Origin of the sequence: Streptomyces sp. NBC_01224 (assembly GCF_036002945.1) — a bacterium.
Lineage (GTDB): Bacteria > Actinomycetota > Actinomycetes > Streptomycetales > Streptomycetaceae > Streptomyces.
In genome coordinates this window covers 7,150,547-7,169,580 of record NZ_CP108529.1, presented here as the reverse complement: position 1 = coordinate 7,169,580, position 19,034 = coordinate 7,150,547, and the positions used below count along the sequence as shown (strand labels likewise).

General features: G+C 70.7%; 16 protein-coding genes and 1 pseudogene. 7 read left to right on the top strand and 10 right to left on the bottom strand.

Features of this window, described 5'->3' with window-relative positions; translation table 11 throughout:
* Window positions 1–25 precede the first annotated feature (25 nt).
* Window positions 26–1,252 carry a type ISP restriction/modification enzyme gene (locus OG609_RS32285; protein ID WP_327276060.1) on the top strand — a complete coding sequence of 409 codons (1,227 nt, stop codon included), beginning with the start codon at window positions 26–28 and terminating at the stop codon, window positions 1,250–1,252.
* Window positions 1,253–1,274: 22 nt separating this feature from the next.
* Here OG609_RS32285 and OG609_RS32280 read toward each other — a convergent pair whose 3' ends face one another.
* Window positions 1,275–1,982, bottom strand: a complete 708-nt coding sequence (locus tag OG609_RS32280; protein ID WP_327276059.1) for a TetR/AcrR family transcriptional regulator — start codon at window positions 1,980–1,982, stop codon at window positions 1,275–1,277.
* A 63-nt stretch (window positions 1,983–2,045) separates the two neighbouring features.
* Between OG609_RS32280 and OG609_RS32275 the strand changes: the two genes are divergently transcribed.
* Window positions 2,046–3,023, top strand: a complete 978-nt coding sequence (locus tag OG609_RS32275; protein ID WP_327276058.1) for an ATP-binding cassette domain-containing protein — start codon at window positions 2,046–2,048, stop codon at window positions 3,021–3,023.
* 74 nt (window positions 3,024–3,097) lie between these two features.
* Window positions 3,098–3,850: an ABC transporter permease gene (locus tag OG609_RS32270; protein WP_327278264.1), complete on the top strand. Its 753-nt coding sequence runs from the start codon at window positions 3,098–3,100 to the stop codon at window positions 3,848–3,850.
* A 19-nt stretch (window positions 3,851–3,869) separates the two neighbouring features.
* On the opposite strand, the gene OG609_RS32265 is transcribed toward OG609_RS32270, so the two are convergent.
* The 3 genes from OG609_RS32265 to OG609_RS32255 all read right to left on the bottom strand — a co-directional run bounded on the left by OG609_RS32265 (window position 3,870) and on the right by OG609_RS32255 (window position 5,918).
* Window positions 3,870–4,274, bottom strand: a complete 405-nt coding sequence (locus tag OG609_RS32265; protein WP_327278418.1) for a hypothetical protein — start codon at window positions 4,272–4,274, stop codon at window positions 3,870–3,872.
* 298 nt (window positions 4,275–4,572) lie between these two features.
* Entirely contained in the window at window positions 4,573–4,836 is a 264-nt protein-coding gene (locus OG609_RS32260; protein ID WP_327276057.1) for a hypothetical protein, read from the bottom strand.
* A gap of 272 nt (window positions 4,837–5,108) precedes the next feature.
* On the bottom strand, window positions 5,109–5,918 hold the full coding sequence (locus OG609_RS32255) for an SGNH/GDSL hydrolase family protein (RefSeq protein WP_327276056.1): 810 nt from the start codon (window positions 5,916–5,918) through the stop codon (window positions 5,109–5,111).
* A 223-nt stretch (window positions 5,919–6,141) separates the two neighbouring features.
* On the opposite strand from OG609_RS32255, the gene OG609_RS32250 reads away from it, so the two are divergent.
* Window positions 6,142–7,236, top strand: a complete 1,095-nt coding sequence (locus OG609_RS32250) for a DUF5925 domain-containing protein (RefSeq protein WP_351261259.1) — start codon at window positions 6,142–6,144, stop codon at window positions 7,234–7,236.
* A gap of 115 nt (window positions 7,237–7,351) precedes the next feature.
* Here the strand turns inward: OG609_RS32250 and OG609_RS32245 are convergent, their stop codons facing one another.
* Complete coding sequence (locus OG609_RS32245) at window positions 7,352–7,729, bottom strand: GntR family transcriptional regulator (protein ID WP_327276054.1); 378 nt, start codon at window positions 7,727–7,729, stop codon at window positions 7,352–7,354.
* A gap of 69 nt (window positions 7,730–7,798) precedes the next feature.
* On the opposite strand from OG609_RS32245, the gene OG609_RS32240 reads away from it, so the two are divergent.
* The 3 genes from OG609_RS32240 (at window position 7,799) to htpG (ending at window position 11,466) form a co-directional block, all read left to right on the top strand.
* A complete protein-coding gene (locus tag OG609_RS32240; RefSeq protein ID WP_327276053.1) occupies window positions 7,799–8,719 on the top strand; it encodes a GNAT family N-acetyltransferase in 921 nt (306 codons plus the stop codon).
* Window positions 8,700–9,194: a DUF402 domain-containing protein gene (locus OG609_RS32235; RefSeq protein WP_327276052.1), complete on the top strand. Its 495-nt coding sequence runs from the start codon at window positions 8,700–8,702 to the stop codon at window positions 9,192–9,194. The genes OG609_RS32240 and OG609_RS32235 overlap by 20 nt, the downstream gene beginning before the upstream one ends.
* A gap of 334 nt (window positions 9,195–9,528) precedes the next feature.
* Window positions 9,529–11,466, top strand: coding sequence for a molecular chaperone HtpG (htpG, locus tag OG609_RS32230; RefSeq protein ID WP_327276051.1), 1,938 nt, complete (start codon window positions 9,529–9,531; stop codon window positions 11,464–11,466).
* 16 nt (window positions 11,467–11,482) lie between these two features.
* On the opposite strand, the gene OG609_RS32225 is transcribed toward htpG, so the two are convergent.
* The 5 genes and pseudogenes from OG609_RS32225 to OG609_RS32200 form a co-directional block, all read right to left on the bottom strand.
* Complete coding sequence (locus OG609_RS32225) at window positions 11,483–13,030, bottom strand: trifunctional class I SAM-dependent methyltransferase/NUDIX hydrolase/VOC family protein (RefSeq protein ID WP_327276050.1); 1,548 nt, start codon at window positions 13,028–13,030, stop codon at window positions 11,483–11,485.
* A 35-nt stretch (window positions 13,031–13,065) separates the two neighbouring features.
* Window positions 13,066–13,251 (bottom strand): annotated as a pseudogene (locus OG609_RS32220) (GNAT family N-acetyltransferase); the annotation flags it as partial.
* Between the two features lie 160 nt (window positions 13,252–13,411).
* Window positions 13,412–14,305 carry an esterase/lipase family protein gene (locus tag OG609_RS32210; protein ID WP_327276049.1) on the bottom strand — a complete coding sequence of 298 codons (894 nt, stop codon included), beginning with the start codon at window positions 14,303–14,305 and terminating at the stop codon, window positions 13,412–13,414.
* Between the two features lie 183 nt (window positions 14,306–14,488).
* Window positions 14,489–15,496, bottom strand: coding sequence for a DNA polymerase Y family protein (locus OG609_RS32205; protein ID WP_327276048.1), 1,008 nt, complete (start codon window positions 15,494–15,496; stop codon window positions 14,489–14,491).
* Window positions 15,493–18,990 carry a DNA polymerase III subunit alpha gene (locus OG609_RS32200; protein WP_327276047.1) on the bottom strand — a complete coding sequence of 1,166 codons (3,498 nt, stop codon included), beginning with the start codon at window positions 18,988–18,990 and terminating at the stop codon, window positions 15,493–15,495. Before OG609_RS32200 ends, OG609_RS32205 begins: the two co-directional genes overlap by 4 nt.
* Window positions 18,991–19,034 lie beyond the last annotated feature (44 nt).

Here is a 19,034-nt window from a genome sequence, read left to right as displayed (position 1 = left end):
GCGTGGCGACGGGGAGGACGACACGGTGGCAGCACGGGCGGCGGCCGGAGCCGGCGGGGACGACGACATCCCGCTGCTCGACGACCTCATGCCATGGTCCGTACGGCCTCTGCGGACCGGGCGCCCCTGGGTGACCGCCCCGGACGCCGGTTCGCTCAAGGCCCGTTGGGAGCGGCTGGTTCGGGCGGAGGCCGCCGAACGCGAGCGGCTGTTCCGGCCCACCCGTTCCCGTACCCCGCAGACCCCGGTGGCGGCGCTCCCCGGACAGGCCACCTCCACCGGCCGGTTCGCCCGGGAGACCGGACCGTGCCCCGAGCCGGTACGGATCCTGCACGGCCCGTTCGACGAACAGTGGCTGCTCCCCGATCACCGGCTGATCGATGCTGCGCGCCCCGAGCTGTGGCGAGTCGCCGACGGGCACCAGCTCTTCGCCGTCGAGCACGGTTACGTACCGCAGGACCCCGGCCCCGCCCTCTCCGTGACGGCGCTGTTGCCGGACGGCCACTCCCCCGCCGGCCGGCCGGGCCGCATCCGGCCGCTGTACCGGCGCCCCGGCGGTCTCGAACCCAATCTGGCCCCTGGGCTGCTCGCGCTGCTGCGGGCCCGCCACGGGGATGCGGTCACCGATCGGTCCGTGCTGGCGTGGACACTCGCGGCGGCCCGCCCTTCCCCGGCCGGGTGCGTGGTGCCGCTGCCCGCCGACACGGAGCGCTGGTCGGCGGGGGTGGAGCTGGGGCAGGAGTTGCTGCGGTTGCAGCTGCGCGGCGCCCGGGGTGGTGAGCGCCCGCGGCTGCCCGGTGGGCGGCGCCCCTATGTGCGGGCCGCGGTTCCGCCCGTACCGACCGCCTTGGAGTACGACCCCGACGACGAGACGCTGACGCTGGACACGGGCCGCATCTCGCCCGTGCCGGCCGGGGCATGGGAGTTCCGGGTGGGCGGAGTCCGGATGCTGGAGCTGTGGTTCGAGCGCCGTACGGCGACGGCCGGAGCGGAGGACCTGGACGGCCTGGAAGCGGTCAGGCCCCGGGCCTGGCCCCAGGAGTGGACCTCGGAGTTGCTGGAACTGATCACCGTGCTCGCCCTGCTCGACGGACTCCGGCCACGGCAGGAGGGCCTGGCCGAAGGCCCGCAGATCACGGCCGACGACCTGCGCGCGGCGGGCGTCCTGCCGGTCCCGGCCGCGACCCGGCGGCCCGCATCGGTGCTCGACCATCAGGAGGAGGGCCCGGACGGGCAGTTCGCGCTCCTGTGACCGGGCACCCTGGCCCCACTCGCTACCGGTCGAAGGAGTCCAGCACCCGGCGCAGCGCCCGGTCGAAGACCCCGTCCAGATCGATCGGCCCGGAGTCCTCGGCGAATGCCGCCGCCATCCGCGGATACTTCCCGGTCGCGATCTGGCTGATCAGATAGCCGGTGCGCACGGCGTGCTCCTGCTCCTCGGACCAGGGCAGCGACCGGCTGCGCTCCGCCGTGTCGATCTCGTTGGCCGCATAGGTGGTGACCACACTGGTGACCATGGCGATGAGTTCCATCTTCTCGCCGAATCGCGCGTCGACCCCGTCCAGGCAGCTGAGCGAGTACTCCAGATACCGCAGGGCATTCGGGCTGAAGCCGTACACGGGTGACATCAGCCGGGGCACCCAGGTGTGGCGGCGCATCATCTCGCGGGCCTGATGGGCCAGTGCGATGAGATCGGCGCGCCAGTCGCCGGACGGCTCCCGGAACTCGTACCCGCCGCTGACCGCGTCGAGCATCAGCTCGTACAGGTCCTCCTTGCGCGGCACGTAGTTGTAGAGCGACATCGTGCCGCAGCCGAGCTCCGCCGCGACCTTCCGCATGGACACCGCGTCGAAACCCTCCGCATCGGCGATGCGGACGGCGGCTGCCGCGATGTCGGCGCGGCTGAAAGCGGGCTTGGGGCCGCGGCCCGCACGCTCGGGGCGCGCCCAGATCACTTCGGGTACTGCGGGTCGCCCCACCATTGATCATCACCTCTCCCACCATCGTAGTTACGTACACCGTACGTAGTGCGGTACGGTGGCCGTATGACAACTACGTACGCTGTACTTAGTGAAGGTCTGGAGAAGCACTACGGCAACGTCCATGCGCTGCGGGGACTCGATCTCGCGGTCGCCGAAGGCACCGTCTGCGGAGTGCTGGGGCCGAACGGCGCAGGCAAGACCACCGCCGTCCGGGTCCTCACCACGTTGACGGCCCCGGACGGCGGAAGCGCCCGGGTGGCGGGCCACGACGTGGTGCGCGAGGCGGGCGCGGTGCGCGCGGCGATCGGCGTCACCGGGCAGAACGCCTCGGTCGACGGCGAGCTGTCCGGCCGGCAGAATCTGCGGCTCTTCGCCAAGCTGCTCCGGTTCCGCGGCGAGGCCGCGCGCACCCGCGCCGACGAACTCCTGGAGCGCTTCGAGCTGACGGAGGCCGCCGACCGCCCGGCCCGTACCTACTCGGGCGGCATGCGCCGCCGCCTCGACCTCGCCGCCAGTCTGCTGACCCGCCCGCGGGTGCTCTTCCTGGACGAGCCGACCACCGGACTCGACCCGCACAGCCGCAACCAGATCTGGGCGGCGGTACGGGAACTGGCCGGCCGGGGCACGACCGTCCTGCTCACCACGCAGTATCTGGAGGAGGCCGATCAGCTGGCCGACGACATCGTGCTGATCGACCATGGCCGAGCCGCCCATCGCGGCACCCCCACCGAGCTGAAGGCCCGCATCGGCAGCTACGCCGAAGTGGTCGTCTCCCATGAATCGGCGCTGGTGCCGGCGGCAGGCGTCCTCGATCAGCTCACCGGCACCGAACCGGTACTCGACCACGAGCGCCGCACCGTGGGCGCCGTCGCGACCGGCACCACGCTCACCCTTCCCCGCATCGTCCGCGAACTCGACGCGGCGGGAGTACCGGTGATCGACGCGAGCCTGCGCCCGCCGACGCTCGACGAGGTCTTCCTCCGCCTGACCGACCGCGGCGACGGCCGCACCTCCCCGCCCCTGAAGGAGACGGCAGCATGAGCAGCACCGCACTGATCCACGAGCATCAGTCTGTCGCGCCCGCCACAAGCACCCCGATCTCCGATGCCCTGGCCATGCTGGGCCGCCATCTGCAGCGGATCAAAGCAGCGCCGGGCGTAATGATCCTGACCCAGACCATGCCGATCACGATGCTGCTGTTCTTCGGGTACGTGTTCGGCAGCGCCCTGGCCGTGCCCGGCCAGGAGTACCGCGCGTTCCTGGTGCCGGGCCTGCTGGCGGCGACGGCGGCCAACGGCATCATGGTCGGGATGTTCCAGGCCTCACAGGACTGCCACCGCGGGGTGATGGACCGGCTCCGTACGCTGCCGATGAGCCGCGCCGCCGTACCGTTCGGCCAGACCGCGGCCGATCTGCTGACCACGGCCCTCGGCATGATTCCGCTGATCCTGGTCGGACTCGCGGTCGGCTGGCGGATCGAGGGCGGCCCGCTCGCCGCCCTGGGCGCCTTCGGGCTGCTGCTGCTCCTCCGGTTCGCCACGTCCTGGCTGGGCTGCTGGCTGGGTCTGCTGATCCGCAACGAGGAGGCTGCCGGTCAGCTGGGCAGCGCCACCTTCATCCTGCCGCTGCTGTCGAATGCGTACATCCCGACCGACAATCTGCCGGGCTGGCTGCGGACGGTCGCGGAGTGGAACCCGATCAGCGCCATGGCCTCGGCCACCCGCGAACTGTTCGGCAACGCGTCCCCGGCCGCCGACGCGGCCTGGCCGGTCGCCCACCCGGTGGCCGGAACGCTCGCCTGGTCGGTGGTGCTCCTCGCGGTGTTCGTGCCGCTGTCCGTGCGGCGTTACGCGCGCGGCGGCGAGTGACCGCCACCGCGCGCCGCGCTCACCGGGGCAGCGTGGCGGGCCGGTCCAGGGTGCCGAGCAGGCTGATGAAGCCGGATTCCAGGAAGGCACCAAGCTCCGTCAGCGCGTCCGGCTCGCCCAGCGGCCAGTTGGTCACGGCCTCCTCGGCGAACGCCATCCACGCCCGCGTGGCGATGGAGAGCCGGGGCGAGCCGGGCATCCCGAGCCGCCGCTGCCCCTCCTCCACCCGCCGGGCGAGGGTGTCCCTGGTCCCCTCCACGATGTCCTCCACCGCGGGGTGACTGCCGGCGGCACCGCGGACCAGGGCGAGACAGACCTTGCGGTGCCCCAGTACGTACGTCACGAAACCGGCGATGAACGACCGCAGCCAGGGGACGGCTCCAGCGAAGAGTCCGGTTCCGTGGCTGCGGCGAAGTTGTCGCACTCCTGCCGCACCACGGCGCGGTAGAGGGCTCGAGATTCTGCTCGCGCAGGAACTCCGACATGGTCGCCATCATCACGGCGTCGTCCAGCGCGCTCTTGTTGCCGAGCGGTGTTCCGCTGTGCCCGGCGAACACACCGAAGCGCTGCTGCGAGCCCTGGGGATGACGGGAGAGCAGACAGCAGCGCAGCGCCGGGACGGTGTGATCGCCTGCGCGGCCCCGAGCGGGGGGCCTGGGCGACGGACCCTGGCCGGGGAGCCCGGGCGGTGGACCGAAGCGCGGTCGTGACGGGCCGTCGAGTCAGTGGCGGCTACCGAAGAGCGAGCGTCGCAGCCGCCGCAGCGGCGCGAAGAGCGAGACCCGCGCACTCTTGCTCCGACGGCTGTGGGCGGCATCGCGTGAGGTGAGCTCACGCATCAGCAGCGTCGCCTCCGCGGCCTCCCGCTGCGGGACGGCAGGTCCGCCGAGCACCGCGAGATGGCGGTCGAGGCGCGAACTCGTCGCACTGCTCCCGCACGTGATGGCAGGCACACGCGGCCTGCTGCGCATCGTTATCTGTTCCATGTCACTCCCCACCCGTACGAGGGCACCCGGCCCGGGCAGGTTAACCCTATCCCCCCGCGACGACACCCGTGTATCCCGGTCGCAGGATTGAGCACACACATACGGAGGCTGACGACCGACCTCTGAATCCGCCCGATTCCAGGGCGAGTTGGACAGAACGGAAGTGGTTCGCCCGCGATGAATCGACGGGGCGCCGGACGGAGACCCCTGCGTACGGGGCCCCCTACCCGTCAGACGGCTGAACGGGCCCGGCGCATGTACTGGGTGGGGGGTCAGACAGCCGAGTTGAGGCCGGGCAGGTAGCCGCCCGACTGTCCGGCTGCGGTGGGGTGGTACGACTCACCGATGTTGAGCCAGTTGAGGCTGTGCAGCCAGGCGCTTCCGGAGCAGATCTCGTGCCCGGTGAAGTTCCCCGCGACATCGGCGAAGGTGAAGCCGTGGTCGGCGGCGCGCTTGGCGGTCGCCGCGTTGAGGTAGTCGGCGGCACCGTTGATCGCGGTGCGCACCTTGTCGCTCAGGCCGACGACACAGCTGCCACCGATCTTGTAGAAGCGCGGGTAGCCGAGGACGACGACATGAGCGGACGGCGCCTTGGTCCGGATCGCCGTGTACACCGAGTCGAGGTTGCCGGGCAGGGTGGTGTCGACATAGCTGCGGGCCGTGGCGATCCGGCTGAGGCAGGTGGCCTCCGACTGGAGGACACAGGTGGTCATGACGTCGGAGAAACCCGCGTCATTGCCGCCGATGGAGATCGAGACGAGGTCGGTCGAGGCACTGAGGGGGCCGAGCTGGTTGGCCTTGACATCACCCGTGCGGGCACCGGAGCAAGCGGTGAAGCCGAAGGACGAGGGCGAGTTGGCGGCGGCCCAGAGTGCGGGGTAGGCCTTGGTGCTGCGCTTGCAGTCACCGCTGGCACTGTCGTAACTGCCGGATCCGACACCCGAGGAGTACGAGTCGCCGAGGGCGACGTAGTCGACGCCCTGAACAGACTGTGCGGCGTTGGCGGTGGCCGCTCCGGTCAGGGCGAGTACGGCACCGAGCAGGAGCGAGGACGAGAACGTCACGAGTCTGGACATTTTCATGGAACCTCCTTGGACCGACCGGCAGGATCTCCGCCTGGTCTGCCGTGTCCGTGGTAGCAGTACCCACACCCCCACCGGAAGTGTCCATGCCAAGTTTGCCCAATGAGTTCTCCTGCGCGCCGCGCTGAGGTCGCGTCATGTCCGCGGTCCGGCCGCCGGAAGCAGGGAGAAAGGTGGCGAAACCTGGGTGCGCCGGGTGCCCCCTTGCCGGATCATGGGCGTCATGTCTGCCAACCCTGAGTCCGCTCTCCCGATCCGGCTCACCGTCGACGACAGCGATTCCCCGTCCGACGTCGTCGACGCGCTGTTTCTCGGCCGCTTCGCGACGGGCGAGCAGCCGTACTCGCACAGCTCCTCCCTCGACCGCGTCAAGGCAGGGGCCACCTTGCTGCCCCCGGCCGCCAAGGTGCTGCGCGCCGCCCGCGACGACGACCGCAGCGCCACGCTCGCCGAGGGCGACGGCTGGACGCTGCTCATCTCGCGGTGGAACCGCGGCGCCGATGTCACGGTCACCGCGACCAGCCCGGAGCTGGCGCAGAGGATCCTCGGCCAGGCGACGGACGGCGCCCAGGACGAACCGGAACCGCAGCCCGAGAATGTGACGATGGGCTTCTGGTACGTGTCCCCGCGCCGCGGCCCGTACCGCACCACCCGGCAGATCGCCGCCGGTACGTGGGACGAGGTCCGCAACAACTACACGTCACCGGTGGCCGATGCCATGGACCGGCTGATGAAGGTCACGCCCGACGACATCGCCGGCCGGCTGCTCCTGCTGCACGGCCCGCCCGGCACCGGCAAGACGTCCGCACTGCGCACGCTGGCGCGCTCGTGGCGGGACTGGTGCCAGGTCGACTGCGTGCTCGATCCGGAGCGGCTCTTCAACGATGTCGGCTATCTGATGGACATCGCGATCGGTGAGGACGACGGCACGGCGAAGGGCCGTTGGCGACTGCTGCTTCTGGAGGACTGCGACGAGTTGATCCGCGGCGAGGCCAAGCACACGGCGGGCCAGGCGCTGTCCCGGCTGCTGAACCTCACCGACGGGCTGCTGGGCCAGGGCCGCAATGTGCTGGTGGGTGTCACCACCAACGAGGACCTGGAGCGGCTCCACCCGGCCGTGGTCAGGCCCGGCCGCTGCCTCGCCAGGATCGAAGTGGGCTCACTGACCCGCAAGGAGGCGGCGGCCTGGCTGGGTACGGAGGAAGGGCTGGGCCGCGAGGGCGCCACGCTCGCCGAGCTGTACGCGCTGCGGCGCGGCAGCGGTCCCGCGTCGGTGCCGAAGCAGGATTCCGGTGCGGACGCGGGCCTGTACCTCTGAGCCCGGCAAGACCAAGCCCGTCCGGCACTTGAGGGCGCCCTTCAAGCCCGTCCGGCGCTTGAGGGCAGACCGGCGGCCGGACGGCGCCGGGCTTTGCCCCGCCCGGGCCCCCGACTCATCGCGCCGCGTACGCCGCCCGTACGGCGTCCTCGGCCAGGGACAGCGCCTGGGACCGGGACAGGCCCAGTCGCCGGGCCTGCTCCGCGTATTCCTGCGCCGCGGCCGCCGCATGCCGGTCCGCCGCATCACCGGCAGCGGCGATGAACGTGCCATTGCGGCCACGGGTCTCGATCACCCCGTCGGCCTCCAGCGCCCGGTACGCCTTGGCGACGGTGTTCGCGGCGAGGCCGAGCTCCTCGGCGAAGCCGCGTACGGTCGGAAGTCTGAATCCGACGGGCAGCGCGCCGGAGCGGGCCAGTTCGGAGATCTGCGTGCGCAGTTGCTCGTACGGGGCGGTACCGGAATCCGGGTCAAGGGCGATCTTCAGGGTCACGCGCCGATTGTCCCCCACCGCCGGAAAATCAGCGGCGCCCCGTGCGGGACCACGCGTAACGTCCGGCCCATGACTGTCCTCGTTCGCCACTTCCTGCCCGCCGACGCAGAGGCCTGGGTGCAGGTCCGGCGTGCCGCACTGCCCTACATGGTGACGACTCCCGAGCAGGTCACCTTCGATCTGGCCTCCGCCCATCCCGACAAGCGCTACCGGCTGCTGGTCGCCGAGGAGGACGGTGAGCTCATCGGGACCGCACAGGTCGGTCTCGTCCACGACAGCCCCGAACCCGGCCAGGCGTTCTGCAATCCGTACACGCATCCGGACCGCACCGGGCACGGGGCAGGTGGGTTGCTGCTGAACACGGCCGAGGAGTACCTGGCGCGGGAGGGAGCGCTCGCGATCTACACCTGGGTGCTCGACACCCCGTCGAACCGCGCGTTCGCCGAGAAGCGCGGCTACGCGCCGAGCCGCTCGGCTCATTTCCTCCACCTCGATCTGGCCAACGGCTCGCTGCCGCCCCGTCAGGAACTCCCCGGGGACGTCGAGCTGCGTACCGCCGCGGACTTCGCGGACGATCCGCGTCCGCTCTTCGAGGCGGACGCCGAGACCACGGCCGACGAGCCGAGCGACACCCCGGCCGAACTGTCCGACTACGAGGACTGGCTGAATCAGATCTGGCGCCACCCCGGGCTCGACCACGAGTTGACTTCGGTCGTGGTGGCCGACGGGAAGGTGGCGGCGTTCAGCGCGGTGCAGACCGACGGTCTGACCCGCTACATGTCGGGGATGACCGGAACCCGCCGGGCCTACCGCAACCGGGGCCTGGCCAGGCTCGCGAAGAACGACTCGCTGCACCGGGCGCGCGCCGCCGGGTACACGGACGCGTACACCGGCAATGACGCGGACAACGGTCCGATGCTGGCGGTCAATCGATGGTTCGGCTACGAGATCTGTGCCACGGAGGTGCGGTATGTCCGCAAGCTCGGCTGAGACCGCGCTGGTGGTCGCCCTGGTGAAGGCCGGACGGACCAAGATCCGCTACCCGGCGGATGTGGTCCGCGACGACGGCAACCGGGTGACGGTGCGTGCGCCCTGGGCGGCGCCGGGGGTCCGTGACTTCGGCTTCGTACGGTTCGAGCCGGGCGACGTGTTCACCGAGCACTACTGGCGCGACCGCTGGTTCGCCGTGAAGGAGGTCCGTACCGGCGCGGGCGAACTCAAGGGCTGGTACTGCGACATCACCCGTCCCGCCGTGCTGCGGAACGCGGAACTTCTGGTCGAGGACCTGGATCTCGATCTGTGGGTGTCGGCGGACGGCTCGTCCGTACTCCGGCTGGACGAGGACGAATTCGAGGAGAGCGGTCTCGCCGAACGCGATCCGGCGGCGGCCGATGCGGCCCGCCGGGCGCTGGACGAGCTGGAAAACCTCGCCCGCGCGGAGGGCCTCGCGACGCTGCTGGACTGACCGGCGGAGGTACTCGTTCCGGGTTCCGGGCGAACCGCTGTACGGTCCGCCCGGAGCCCCATCCACTATTTCCGTCAGCCGTCGGCTCGATGGCCGCGGCAAGACGGAAGGTTCGGCATGGCGGGGCCCACAGGACCCGGATGCTGTATCCGTCAGCACATCCAGGGAGGGCGCGCCCGTTTTGTACTGGATTTCCGCGAGTCCGGTCCGGCCTTTCCGCCGGAACCGCACGACGGACACCCCTGACTGTCGGAACGCAGTTCCCGCGATGCCCAGTTGATCTACAGTGCTCAGGTCAGTTCCCCACCCGGTGACCTGAGAAGGAATCACGGATATGCCCACTGAGACGTTCGAGTTTCAGGTGGAAGCGCGCCAGCTTCTGCAGATGATGATCCACTCGATCTACTCGAACAAGGACGTGTTCCTGCGCGAACTCGTCTCCAACGCCTCCGACGCGCTCGACAAGTTGCGGCTCGAAGCACTCCGCGACGACTCGCTCGGCGCGGACGTGTCCGACCTCCACATCGACATCGAGACCGACAAGCAGGCCCGTACGCTGACCGTGCGGGACAACGGCATCGGGATGTCGCACGACGAAGTGGTCCAGCTCATCGGGACCATCGCGAACTCGGGCACAGCGAAGTTCCTGCGAGAGCTCAAGGAGGCCGAGGACAGCGCCGCGGCCGAAGGGCTGATCGGCCAGTTCGGTGTCGGGTTCTACTCCAGCTTCATGGTGGCCGACGAGGTCACGCTGCTCACCCGGCGCGCGGGCGAGAGCCAGGGCACCCGCTGGGCGTCGACCGGCGAGGGCACGTACACGATCGAGACCGTCGACGGCGCTCCCCAGGGCACCTCGGTCACACTCCGGCTCAAGCCGGAGGACGCCGATGACCGACTCTACGACTACACCTCTCCCTGGAAGATCAGGGAGATCGTCAAGCGGTATTCGGACTTCATCACCTGGCCCGTCAGGATGGCCCCGGAGACCGCTGCCGACGACGCCGCGGACTCCGGGGCAGGGGCCGACGACGCCCCGCGCGAACCCGAGACCCTCAACTCGATGAAGGCCCTCTGGGCGCGCTCGCGCGACGAGGTCACGGACGACGAGTACCACGAGCTGTACAAGCACATCAGCCACGACTGGATCGCCCCGCTCGAAACCATCCGGCTGCAGGCGGAGGGCACCTTCGAGTACCAGGCACTGCTCTTCATCCCGTCGCACGCGCCCCAGGACCTGTTCATGCAGGGGTACAAGCGCGGCATCCAGCTCTATGTGAAGCGCGTCTTCATCATGGACGACTGCGAAGCGCTGATGCCGCCGTACCTGCGCTTCGTCAAGGGCGTCGTCGACGCTCAGGACCTGTCGCTCAACGTGTCGCGCGAGATCCTCCAGCAGGACCGCCAGATCCAGTTGATGCACCGGCGTCTGGCGAAGAAGGTGCTGTCGACGGTCAAGGACATGATGTCCGCCGACCCGGAGCGCTACGCCACGTTCTGGCGGGAGTTCGGCCGCGTCCTCAAGGAGGGGCTGCTGAGCGACTTCGAGAACCGTGACGCCATCCTCGGTGTCGCCTCCTTCGCCACGACCCACGACAAGGACGAGCCGACCACGCTGCGGCAGTACGTGGAGCGGATGAAGGACGGCCAGGAGCACATCTACTACCTCACGGGCGAGTCCCGGCAGGCCATCGAGAACTCCCCGCACATGGAGGCGTTCCGGGCCAAGGGCGTCGAGGTGCTGCTGCTGACCGATCCCGTCGACGAGGTGTGGGTCGAGGCCGAGCCCGAGTTCGACGGCAAGAAGCTGCGGTCCGTCGCCAAGGGCGAGGTCGACCTCGGCACCGAGGAGGAGAAGAAGGAGGCCGCGACCGAGCGCGAGAACCGGCAGCAGGAGTACGCGGATCTGCTCGCCTGGATGACGGACCGGCTGAGCGAGACCGTCAAGGAGGTACGGCTCTCCGCGCGTCTCACCGTCTCGCCCGCCTGCATCGTCTCGGACACGCACGATGTGACGCCGGCCCTGGAGAACATGTACCGCGCCATGGGCCAGCCCGTCCCGCACGTGAAGCGCATCCTCGAACTCAACCCGGAGCACCCGCTGGTCAGCGGTCTCAACCGGGCACACGGCGAACGCGGCGAGGATGCCGGCACCGGCCTGGAGGAGACGGCCGAACTCCTCCACGACCTGGCGCTGCTGGCCGAGGGCGGCGAACTGGGCGACCCGTCGCGCTTCGTCCGGCTGATGGCCGACCGCCTTGAGCGCACCCTGTGAGTGAAAGCCGCAAGCTCTAGTCCCGGCGCCGCGCCCATACATCGGTGTGCGGCGCCGGGTCCTCCGGCGCCGGGCGGGCTTGCTGGATTCCGGCGACCAGCTCCACCTCGTACCCCGCCGCGTCCTCCAGATAGGCGGCGATGTGCCCGTCACCGCCCGCGTGCGGGTAACGGTCCGGGAAGAGCGGCCGCCAGCCGTGCTCCGGGGCCCCGGCCACCAGTGCGTCGAGGGTGGCCCGGTCCCGGACGTGGAACGCCAGGTGGCTGAGCCCGGGGCGGCGGCGGTCGTGCGTCCCCCCGGTCAGATCGGGTGACTGCTCGACCACCACATAGCTGTCGCCGCGCCGCCAGCTCCGCCCGTGTTCCCATCGCTGGTACGGGACATGGCCCAGCTCGCCGAGCAGCCAGCCCCACCCCTGTTCGGCCGCCGGCAGATCGGGCACCCACAGTTCGATGTGGTGCACCCCGCCGGTGCGGGCCCCGCCGGCCGGCAGCGGGACGGCACGGCGGATCGCGTGCGGCTGGTACGCCACGGTGTCGCCGTCCTCGTGCCAGTGGATCAGGAAGTGCTCCCCCGCGCGGTAGCCGTCGAGTCCCGCCCGGCAGTAGGCGACGATGTCGTCCGGAAGGGCGTCCAGCGGGAACCACGCCAGCTCGGAGCACTTGTCCGGTTCGCGGTTGTACGGCGGGCGGCCGGGGTCGTACTCCGCCTCGAAGAACCAGCCGGTCCTGGGACTGCCGCCGGGGCCTCTGTGCTGCATGACCAGGGCGACCCGCAGCTCGTCCGGGTCGAGTTCGACACCGATCTCCTCGGCGGCCTCGCGGATCATCGCCTCGCGGACGTCCTCACCGTCCTCGACGTGTCCGGACGGGCCGTTGAACAGCCCGTCCGCGTAGCCGGTATTGGCCCGGCGGGCGAGCAGGACGTCCGGACCGCGGCGGAGGATCAGATGCACATCGACGACCTCGGTGTGCCGGTGCGGCGGTTCGGCGCGGGCCACCAGGGCGTAGCGCTCGTCGTCGACCTGCTTGCCCCACAGGGCCGGATCGTCGGAGAGCCGCTCGTGATGGATCCGTTCGGTGAGCTCCGAGAGAAGTCCGGTCAGCCGCTCGGCGGAGAGGCCGACGCCGCCCCGGAGGCCTTCGATCAGGATCAGCCGGCCGCCGGGTCGCAGCAGGGTGAACCAGTGACGCAGGACCGCCGCCGGATCAGGCAGCAGAAACACGACATGTCTGGCCATGATCACATCGAACTGCTGCTTTCCGACCGGTGGTTGGGCCGCATCCCCGAGGAACACCCCGGTACCCGTCCCGGCAAGCTTGGCCCGCGCCTGCTCCACCATGTGCGGCGACCGGTCGACGGCGGTGACCCGGTGCCCCTGCCCGGCGACGAGCAGCGCAAGGCTTCCGGTGCCGCATCCCAGGTCGAGCACCTCGGAGCGCTCACCGGGCAGCCAGCTCTCCAGCCGCTGCGCCCAGGCGTGCCGGACCGCCGGGTCGAGCAGTCCGTGGTCGGGCTCCTCGTCGAAGGAGTCGGCTGCGGAATCCCAGTCGATCGTCGTCATGAGCCGATCGTGTCATCCCCCACTGACGGAGTCGATCAGCCGGCCGGCCGCTTGCGGTAGTGGAAGCGGTCGTACGCGCCGTCCACACGGCGCTCCACCAGCTCGCACCCGTAGCGCGGGTAGAGCTTCTGGTTCTCCCGCGTCAGGGCGTTGGTGCAGAGCCGGATCTCGGGGAGGCCGAGACTGCGGGCGCGCGCGTCCACGTATGCGAAGCGCCGTCGATGTGGTGTTCGACGGGTGGCGACGGCAGTACCCGTTACCTGGCCATCGGCGGTGCAGCCGCGCTTGCCGTGGGTTCGGCCGCGTTGTTCGCCTCGGTCCGCCGCCGGGCCGCCGCCGCGACCCGACGCGGAGACTGAGCACCTGGAGCGAGCCCGGGCCCTAGCCGATGACCGAGGCGCAGGTGGTCGGGGTGGCGTGCGCCGGGTCCAGGGCGTTCGCCACCTCGTGGTAGGCGATCCGGTCCACGGTCCCGATCGCCACATGCTCGGACAGGTCGACCGGGCACAGATCCTGGAGCAGCACGTTGTGTACGTTCGGTCCGTCCAGGTACTGCGTGCGGTACGGGGTCACGACCTCGTCGTACCTGGTCGCGATGACCGTGTACCGCACCCCGGGCACGGTGTCGCCGCCCGCGTTGAGCTTGGTGATGAACGGGGATCCGGCCATCTGGTCGGCGAGACCGGGGGTGTTGGCGTTCAGCAGGTCCTCGGCGCCCGGGAAGTACGGCAGCAGTTTCGTCAGGCCGAGAAGGGTGGTGCCGTGGTTGTCGGGCGCGAGCCCGATCAGGACGTTCACCTTGGCGGCGCCGCCGAGGAACTTCAGGTAGTAGTTGGGCATCATGCCGCCCTGGGAGTGGCCGACGATGTCGGCCTTCGGCGCTCCGGTGGAGGCGAGCACCTGGTCGACGAACGTGGCGAGCTGACCGGCCGACCTGTCGATCGGGCCGAGGCCGTTGAAGAACGGCACGCCGGGCAGCTGCCCGTAGTCGAGCGAGTAGACGCAGTAGCCCCGGTTGACGAGGTAGGGGGCGAGGACGAGCCAGTTGTCGATCGAGTTCCCGAAGGTTCCGTGGACCAGGACGACAGGGCGGGGATGGACTGCGGAGGGCTTGCAGGAGTAGTCGTTCCAGCCACGGGAGGTGGCTGTGGCGACGGTGGGGGCGGCTGCAGCGGCAGTGGCCGTGGGGGTGGCGACTGCCGCGACGGCGAGGAGCAGTGCGGCGAGGGTTCTCCGCGCACGTGGGGTGCGCGGCGCACGGGTCCGGGGCAGCATCGTGTGGTCTCCTTGCGGCTCAAGGGAGTTGCGATGTCTGTGCACCCTGCGGCCCGGACCACAAGTTCTGACTGCTGAATTTCCTATGTGCTCATGCCAAATTACGGGCGAGTAAGGTGGCGTGGGAAGTTACGCGTCGGTAAAAACTGATGAGTGATCAACCATGCGACGTCAAGGGACCGGTCAGGCCGCGAGCCGCCCCGGCATCACGGCCCGCGGGCCGAACCTGGCCCGCAGCCGGTCCGCCACCGCCTCGATCCGGCGCGCCCGTTCATCCACCGGGTCGAACGACAGCTGGTGCGCGGCCCGTTCGGCTTCCGTCAGCCCTTCCGCGCGCAGCGCGATCCCCCGCACCCGGGCCCGCTGCAGAGCGAACGAGTCATGGATCCGGTACGCGAGTTCGGTGAGCGCCGCGGAGTGCGCGGTGGGCTCCCGGAGCGTACGACTGCGGGTCAGCGTCGAGTATCCGGTCCGGTCGGCATAGCGCACGGAGACCGAGAGCCCCCGGCACACCTGCCCGTCCCCGCGCATCCTGGCCCCCAGCTCCTCGGTGAGCGACATGAGCGCGCGGCGCTGCCGCTCCCGGTCCAGCTCGTCGCGCGGGAAGGACCGTTCGGCGGCGAGCGACCGGGCGGCGGCGCCCGGTACGACCGTCGTACGGTCGATGCCGCGCGCCCGCTCCCACAGTTCGCGTCCGGTCCGTACGCCGGTGATCCGCTGCAGGGCGCCGAGCGGGGCCGCAGCGATCCGGCCGACGGAGTCGAGCCCGTACCCGCACAGGGTGCGGGCCGTCGCTGCCCCCACACCGTCCAGCGCGGCGGCCGGCTTGGCCGCGAGGAACTCCGCTCCCCCGCCCGCGGGGACCACGAAGGTCGTTCCGGGCGCGGCCTGCCGTGCCGCCATCCGGGCCAGCATCGGGTTCTGCGCGGCTCCGATCGCGCAGTCCACGCCGTGCAGGGCGAGCGCACGGATCCGGATCACCGAGGCCAGCCCCTTCACGTCCCGCCCGAAGTAGCGCAGCGCGCCGCGCACATCGGCCAGCGCCCCGTCGGGCGGGACCGCCTCGACCACCGGGGTGAACGCACCGAGAAGGGCGAGCAGCCCCTCATAACCGGCGCTGTCCGGGAGGCCGCCGCCGACCTTGCGGAACCGCAGATACAGGATTCCCGGCGCATCATGTGCAGTGCTCATCCCGCGCTCCCCGGACTCTGGTGCCACAACTTCCTTCCGGTGGCGACGCCTTCGCCGGGCGGCTGGAGGTCGGACCAGGGGTTCATCTCGTACCCGGTGGACATCTGGATGCGGCGGCCGTTGTCGGTGGGAGCAGGCTCGGGAGCCTCGGGGGCGCTCTCCTCGGACGAGGGTTCCTCCGCCAGCCGGGCCGCGACCGCGTCGAGTCCGCCGGTACGCCGCAGCTCGGCCAGTTCCGCCAGATTCCAGGCGGCCGCACCGACCACGCTCAGGCTCTGCGGTCCGCGCCGCTGCACCACTCCGCGTACCAGCAGCAGCCAGGAGTGGAAGACGGTGTGCGCGCATGCGGCATGGCTGTCGTCGAAGAAGGCCAGGTCGACCAGGCCCGTACCGTCGTCCAGGGTGGTGAAGATGACCCGGCGGCCGGAGCGGACCGGCGGTGTCTGGGTGGCCGCCTTGGCGCCCGCGACCAGCACGGTATCCCCGTGCCGTGCCTCGCGCAGCCGCTTGGCGGAGACCGCGCCGAGCTCCTTCAGGAACGCATGGTGATCGCCCATCAGATGGCGGGAGACATCCATGCTCAGGACGCCGAGCTCGGCACTGAGGCGTTCGGCCTCGTTGAGGTCGGGCAGGCCGATGGATCCGGTCCTGCGCCCCTCGCCGAGCGGGAGCTGCGCGCCACCGGAGCCGGACCGCGCCCCGGTACCCCGCTGGGCACGGTGCAGTTCGGACAGGTGCAGCAGCAGATCACGCCGGTTGGCACCGAACGCGTCCAACGCGCCGACCTGGGCCAGCCGTTCAGCGGCCGGCTTTCCCGGCCTGGCCCGCTGCCAGAAGTCCAGCAGCGAGGCGTAGGGCTGCCCGGCCTCGATCCGGGCGACCTCGGCCTCACTGATGCCATGGACGTCCGACAGCGCGAGCCGCACCCCCCAGACCTCTCTCCCCTTCTCATCACCAGACACCAGTTCGATTCGATGGGTGGCCGCCGACCGGTTCACATCCAGCCCCAGCACCGGCACCCCGCGCCGCCGCGCGTCCGCGAGCAGCAGCCGCTTCGGATACATCCCCGGGTCATGGGTGAGCAGCCCGGCGTAGAAGGCCGCAGGGTGATGTGCCTTGAGCCACGCCGACTGATACGTCGGTACGGCGAAGGCGACCGCGTGCGCCTTGCAGAAGCCGTACGAGCCGAATGCCTCGATGATCTCCCAGGCTCGGGCGATCACTTCGGCGCTGTACTTCTTCGCCGCCGCCTGCTGCGCGAACCACACCTTGATCCGGCCCTGCACCCCGGGGTCGGAGAGCCCGCGCCGCACCCGGTCGGCCTCGTCCCGGCCGCAGCCGGTCATGATGTCGACCATCTCGATGATCTGCTCATGGAAGACGACCACTCCATACGTCTCGCGCAGCGGCCCTTCCAGGTCGGGATGCGGATAGCGCACGGGCGCACGGCCGTGCCTGGCCTCGATGAACGGCCGTACCATGTCGGCGGCGACCGGCCCCGGCCGGAACAGCGAGATGTCGACCACCAGATCGTGGAAGGTGGCGGGCTGGAGCCTGCCGACCAGGTCGCGCTGGCCCGGCGACTCGATCTGGAAGCAGCCCAGCGTCTCGGCACTCCTGATCAGCCGGTACGTCTCCGGGTCGCCCTGCGGAACGGCGTCCAGGTCCACGTCCTGCCCCGAGGCCCTCTTGACCTCCGTGACCGCGTGCGCCATCGCCGACTGCATCCGTACGCCCAGCACATCGAGCTTGAGCAGCCCGAGATCCTCCACGTCCTCCTTGTCGAACTGCGCCATCGGGAAGCCATCGCCGCTGGTGGGCATGACAGGCGTACGGCGCAGCAGCGTGGCATCCGAGAGGAGGACACCGCACGGGTGCATGGCGATACCGCGCGGCAGGCCGTCCAGCGCCTCCACCAGCTCCCAGAGCCGCCCGTACTTCTCCTTCTCCGCCGCGACAGCCCGCAGCTCGGGCAGCTCTTCCATGGCCGCGCGGGCATCGCGGGCCCGGATGTGCGGGAAGGCCTTGGCGAGCCGGTCGGTCTCGGCCGGGTTCATGGACAGTGCCGCGCCGACGTCCCGGATGGCGTGGCGCACCCGGTAGGTCTCGGGCATGGCGACGGTCGCGACCCGCTCGGTGCCGAAGCGGCCGATGATCGCGCGGTAGACGTCGAGGCGGCGGGCCGATTCGACGTCGATGTCGATGTCGGGCAGCACGAAGCGGCGCTTGGAGAGGAAGCGCTCCATCAGCAGCCCGTGCTCGACCGGGTCGGCGTGCGCGATCCCGAGGAGATGGTTGACCAGGGAGCCCGCGCCGGAGCCCCGGGCAGCAACCCGCACCTTCATCGCCCGTACATCATCAACGACTTGAGCAACCGTCAGAAAATAGGAGGCGAAACCGTGGTAGGCGATGATGTCCAGCTCCTGGTGCATCCGCTCCCAGTAGTCGCGCCTGCGGTCGTAGCCGCGCAGCACCATTCCGGCTGCGGCGCGGGAGGCCAGTACCCGCTGGGCGGTCCGCCGCCCCGCACCGACGAGATGTGGTTCGGGGAAGTGGACGGTGCCGAGGCCGAGGTCGCCCTCGGGGTCGACGACGCAGGCGTCGGCGGTGCGCCGGGTCTCTGCGAGCAGCCGGGCTCCGCCGTCCCGGCCGAGCCCGGCGGCGGAGGCGATCCGCTCAGCGGTCTCCGCCATCGCGCGGGCATCCTTCAGCCAGCGCTCATCGCTGTCGAGCGGGGCGCGGCGGGGGTCGACGGGGACCAGCCTGCGGGCCGCGTCGAGCACATCGGCGACCGGGCCCTGCCCGGGGTCGGCGTACCGGACGGCATTGGTCAGCACGGCCCGTACCCCCTGCTCGGCGGCGAAACCGACGGTACGGGCGGCGAGCCGCAGCGATCCGGGTCCGGTGCCTTGGCGTCCGTGGTGGACGGCTTCGAGGCGCAGGTCGTCGCCGTAGATCTCCCGCCAGGGGGCGAGCAGTGCGGCGGCCCGGTCCGGGCGGCCGGCGGCCAGCGCCCTGCCGACGTCGCAGGAGGGGCCGAGCAGCACGGTGAGCCCTTCGGCGGGCAGCTCCGACCGGCCGACCAGGGGCTGTCCGGCACCGGCGGGCGCGGGGGCGTGGGCGGCGGTGACGAGACGGCACAATTCGGCCCAGCCCTGCGCACCGTCCCGGGCGAGGAAGGTGACCCGGGGTGCGGATTCATCGACAAAGGCACCGCCGCGGACCGGGGTCCGCAGCCGATGCGCGCGTCCGCCTTCTCTCGTATGCTCCGCCGCCGCAGGATCCACCGCGAGCTCCACCCCGAAGAGCGGCCGCACCCCGGCCCTCTCGCAGGCCTTGGCGAAGCGGACCGCACCCGCGAGCGTGTCGCGATCGGTCAGCGCGAGAGCGTCCATCCCCCGCTCCGCGGCGCGCTCCGCCAGCCGCTCCGGGTGCGAGGCCCCGTACCGCAGGGAGAACCCGGAAACGGTATGCAGATGCGTGAACCCTGGCATCTGCACCTCCTGGACCGATCCGCACTCACCACCCCTCGCTCTCC

Excerpts from the sequence above, each read along its gene's own strand:
- OG609_RS32210 (WP_327276049.1), bottom strand. The coding sequence starts at position 14,305 with ATGCTGCCCCGGACCCGTGCGCCGCGCACCCCACGTGCGCGGAGAACC.
- OG609_RS32225 (WP_327276050.1), bottom strand. The coding sequence starts at position 13,030 with ATGACGACGATCGACTGGGATTCCGCAGCCGACTCCTTCGACGAGGAG.
- OG609_RS32200 (WP_327276047.1), bottom strand. The coding sequence starts at position 18,990 with ATGCCAGGGTTCACGCATCTGCATACCGTTTCCGGGTTCTCCCTGCGG.
- OG609_RS32235 (WP_327276052.1), top strand. The coding sequence starts at position 8,700 with ATGTCCGCAAGCTCGGCTGAGACCGCGCTGGTGGTCGCCCTGGTGAAG.
- OG609_RS32260 (WP_327276057.1), bottom strand. The coding sequence starts at position 4,836 with ATGGAACAGATAACGATGCGCAGCAGGCCGCGTGTGCCTGCCATCACG.
- OG609_RS32205 (WP_327276048.1), bottom strand. The coding sequence starts at position 15,496 with ATGAGCACTGCACATGATGCGCCGGGAATCCTGTATCTGCGGTTCCGC.
- OG609_RS32270 (WP_327278264.1), top strand. The coding sequence starts at position 3,098 with ATGCTGGGCCGCCATCTGCAGCGGATCAAAGCAGCGCCGGGCGTAATG.
- htpG (WP_327276051.1), top strand. The coding sequence starts at position 9,529 with ATGCCCACTGAGACGTTCGAGTTTCAGGTGGAAGCGCGCCAGCTTCTG.
- OG609_RS32255 (WP_327276056.1), bottom strand. The coding sequence starts at position 5,918 with ATGAAAATGTCCAGACTCGTGACGTTCTCGTCCTCGCTCCTGCTCGGT.
- OG609_RS32280 (WP_327276059.1), bottom strand. The coding sequence starts at position 1,982 with ATGGTGGGGCGACCCGCAGTACCCGAAGTGATCTGGGCGCGCCCCGAG.
- OG609_RS32240 (WP_327276053.1), top strand. The coding sequence starts at position 7,799 with ATGACTGTCCTCGTTCGCCACTTCCTGCCCGCCGACGCAGAGGCCTGG.
- OG609_RS32250 (WP_351261259.1), top strand. The coding sequence starts at position 6,142 with ATGTCTGCCAACCCTGAGTCCGCTCTCCCGATCCGGCTCACCGTCGAC.
- OG609_RS32275 (WP_327276058.1), top strand. The coding sequence starts at position 2,046 with ATGACAACTACGTACGCTGTACTTAGTGAAGGTCTGGAGAAGCACTAC.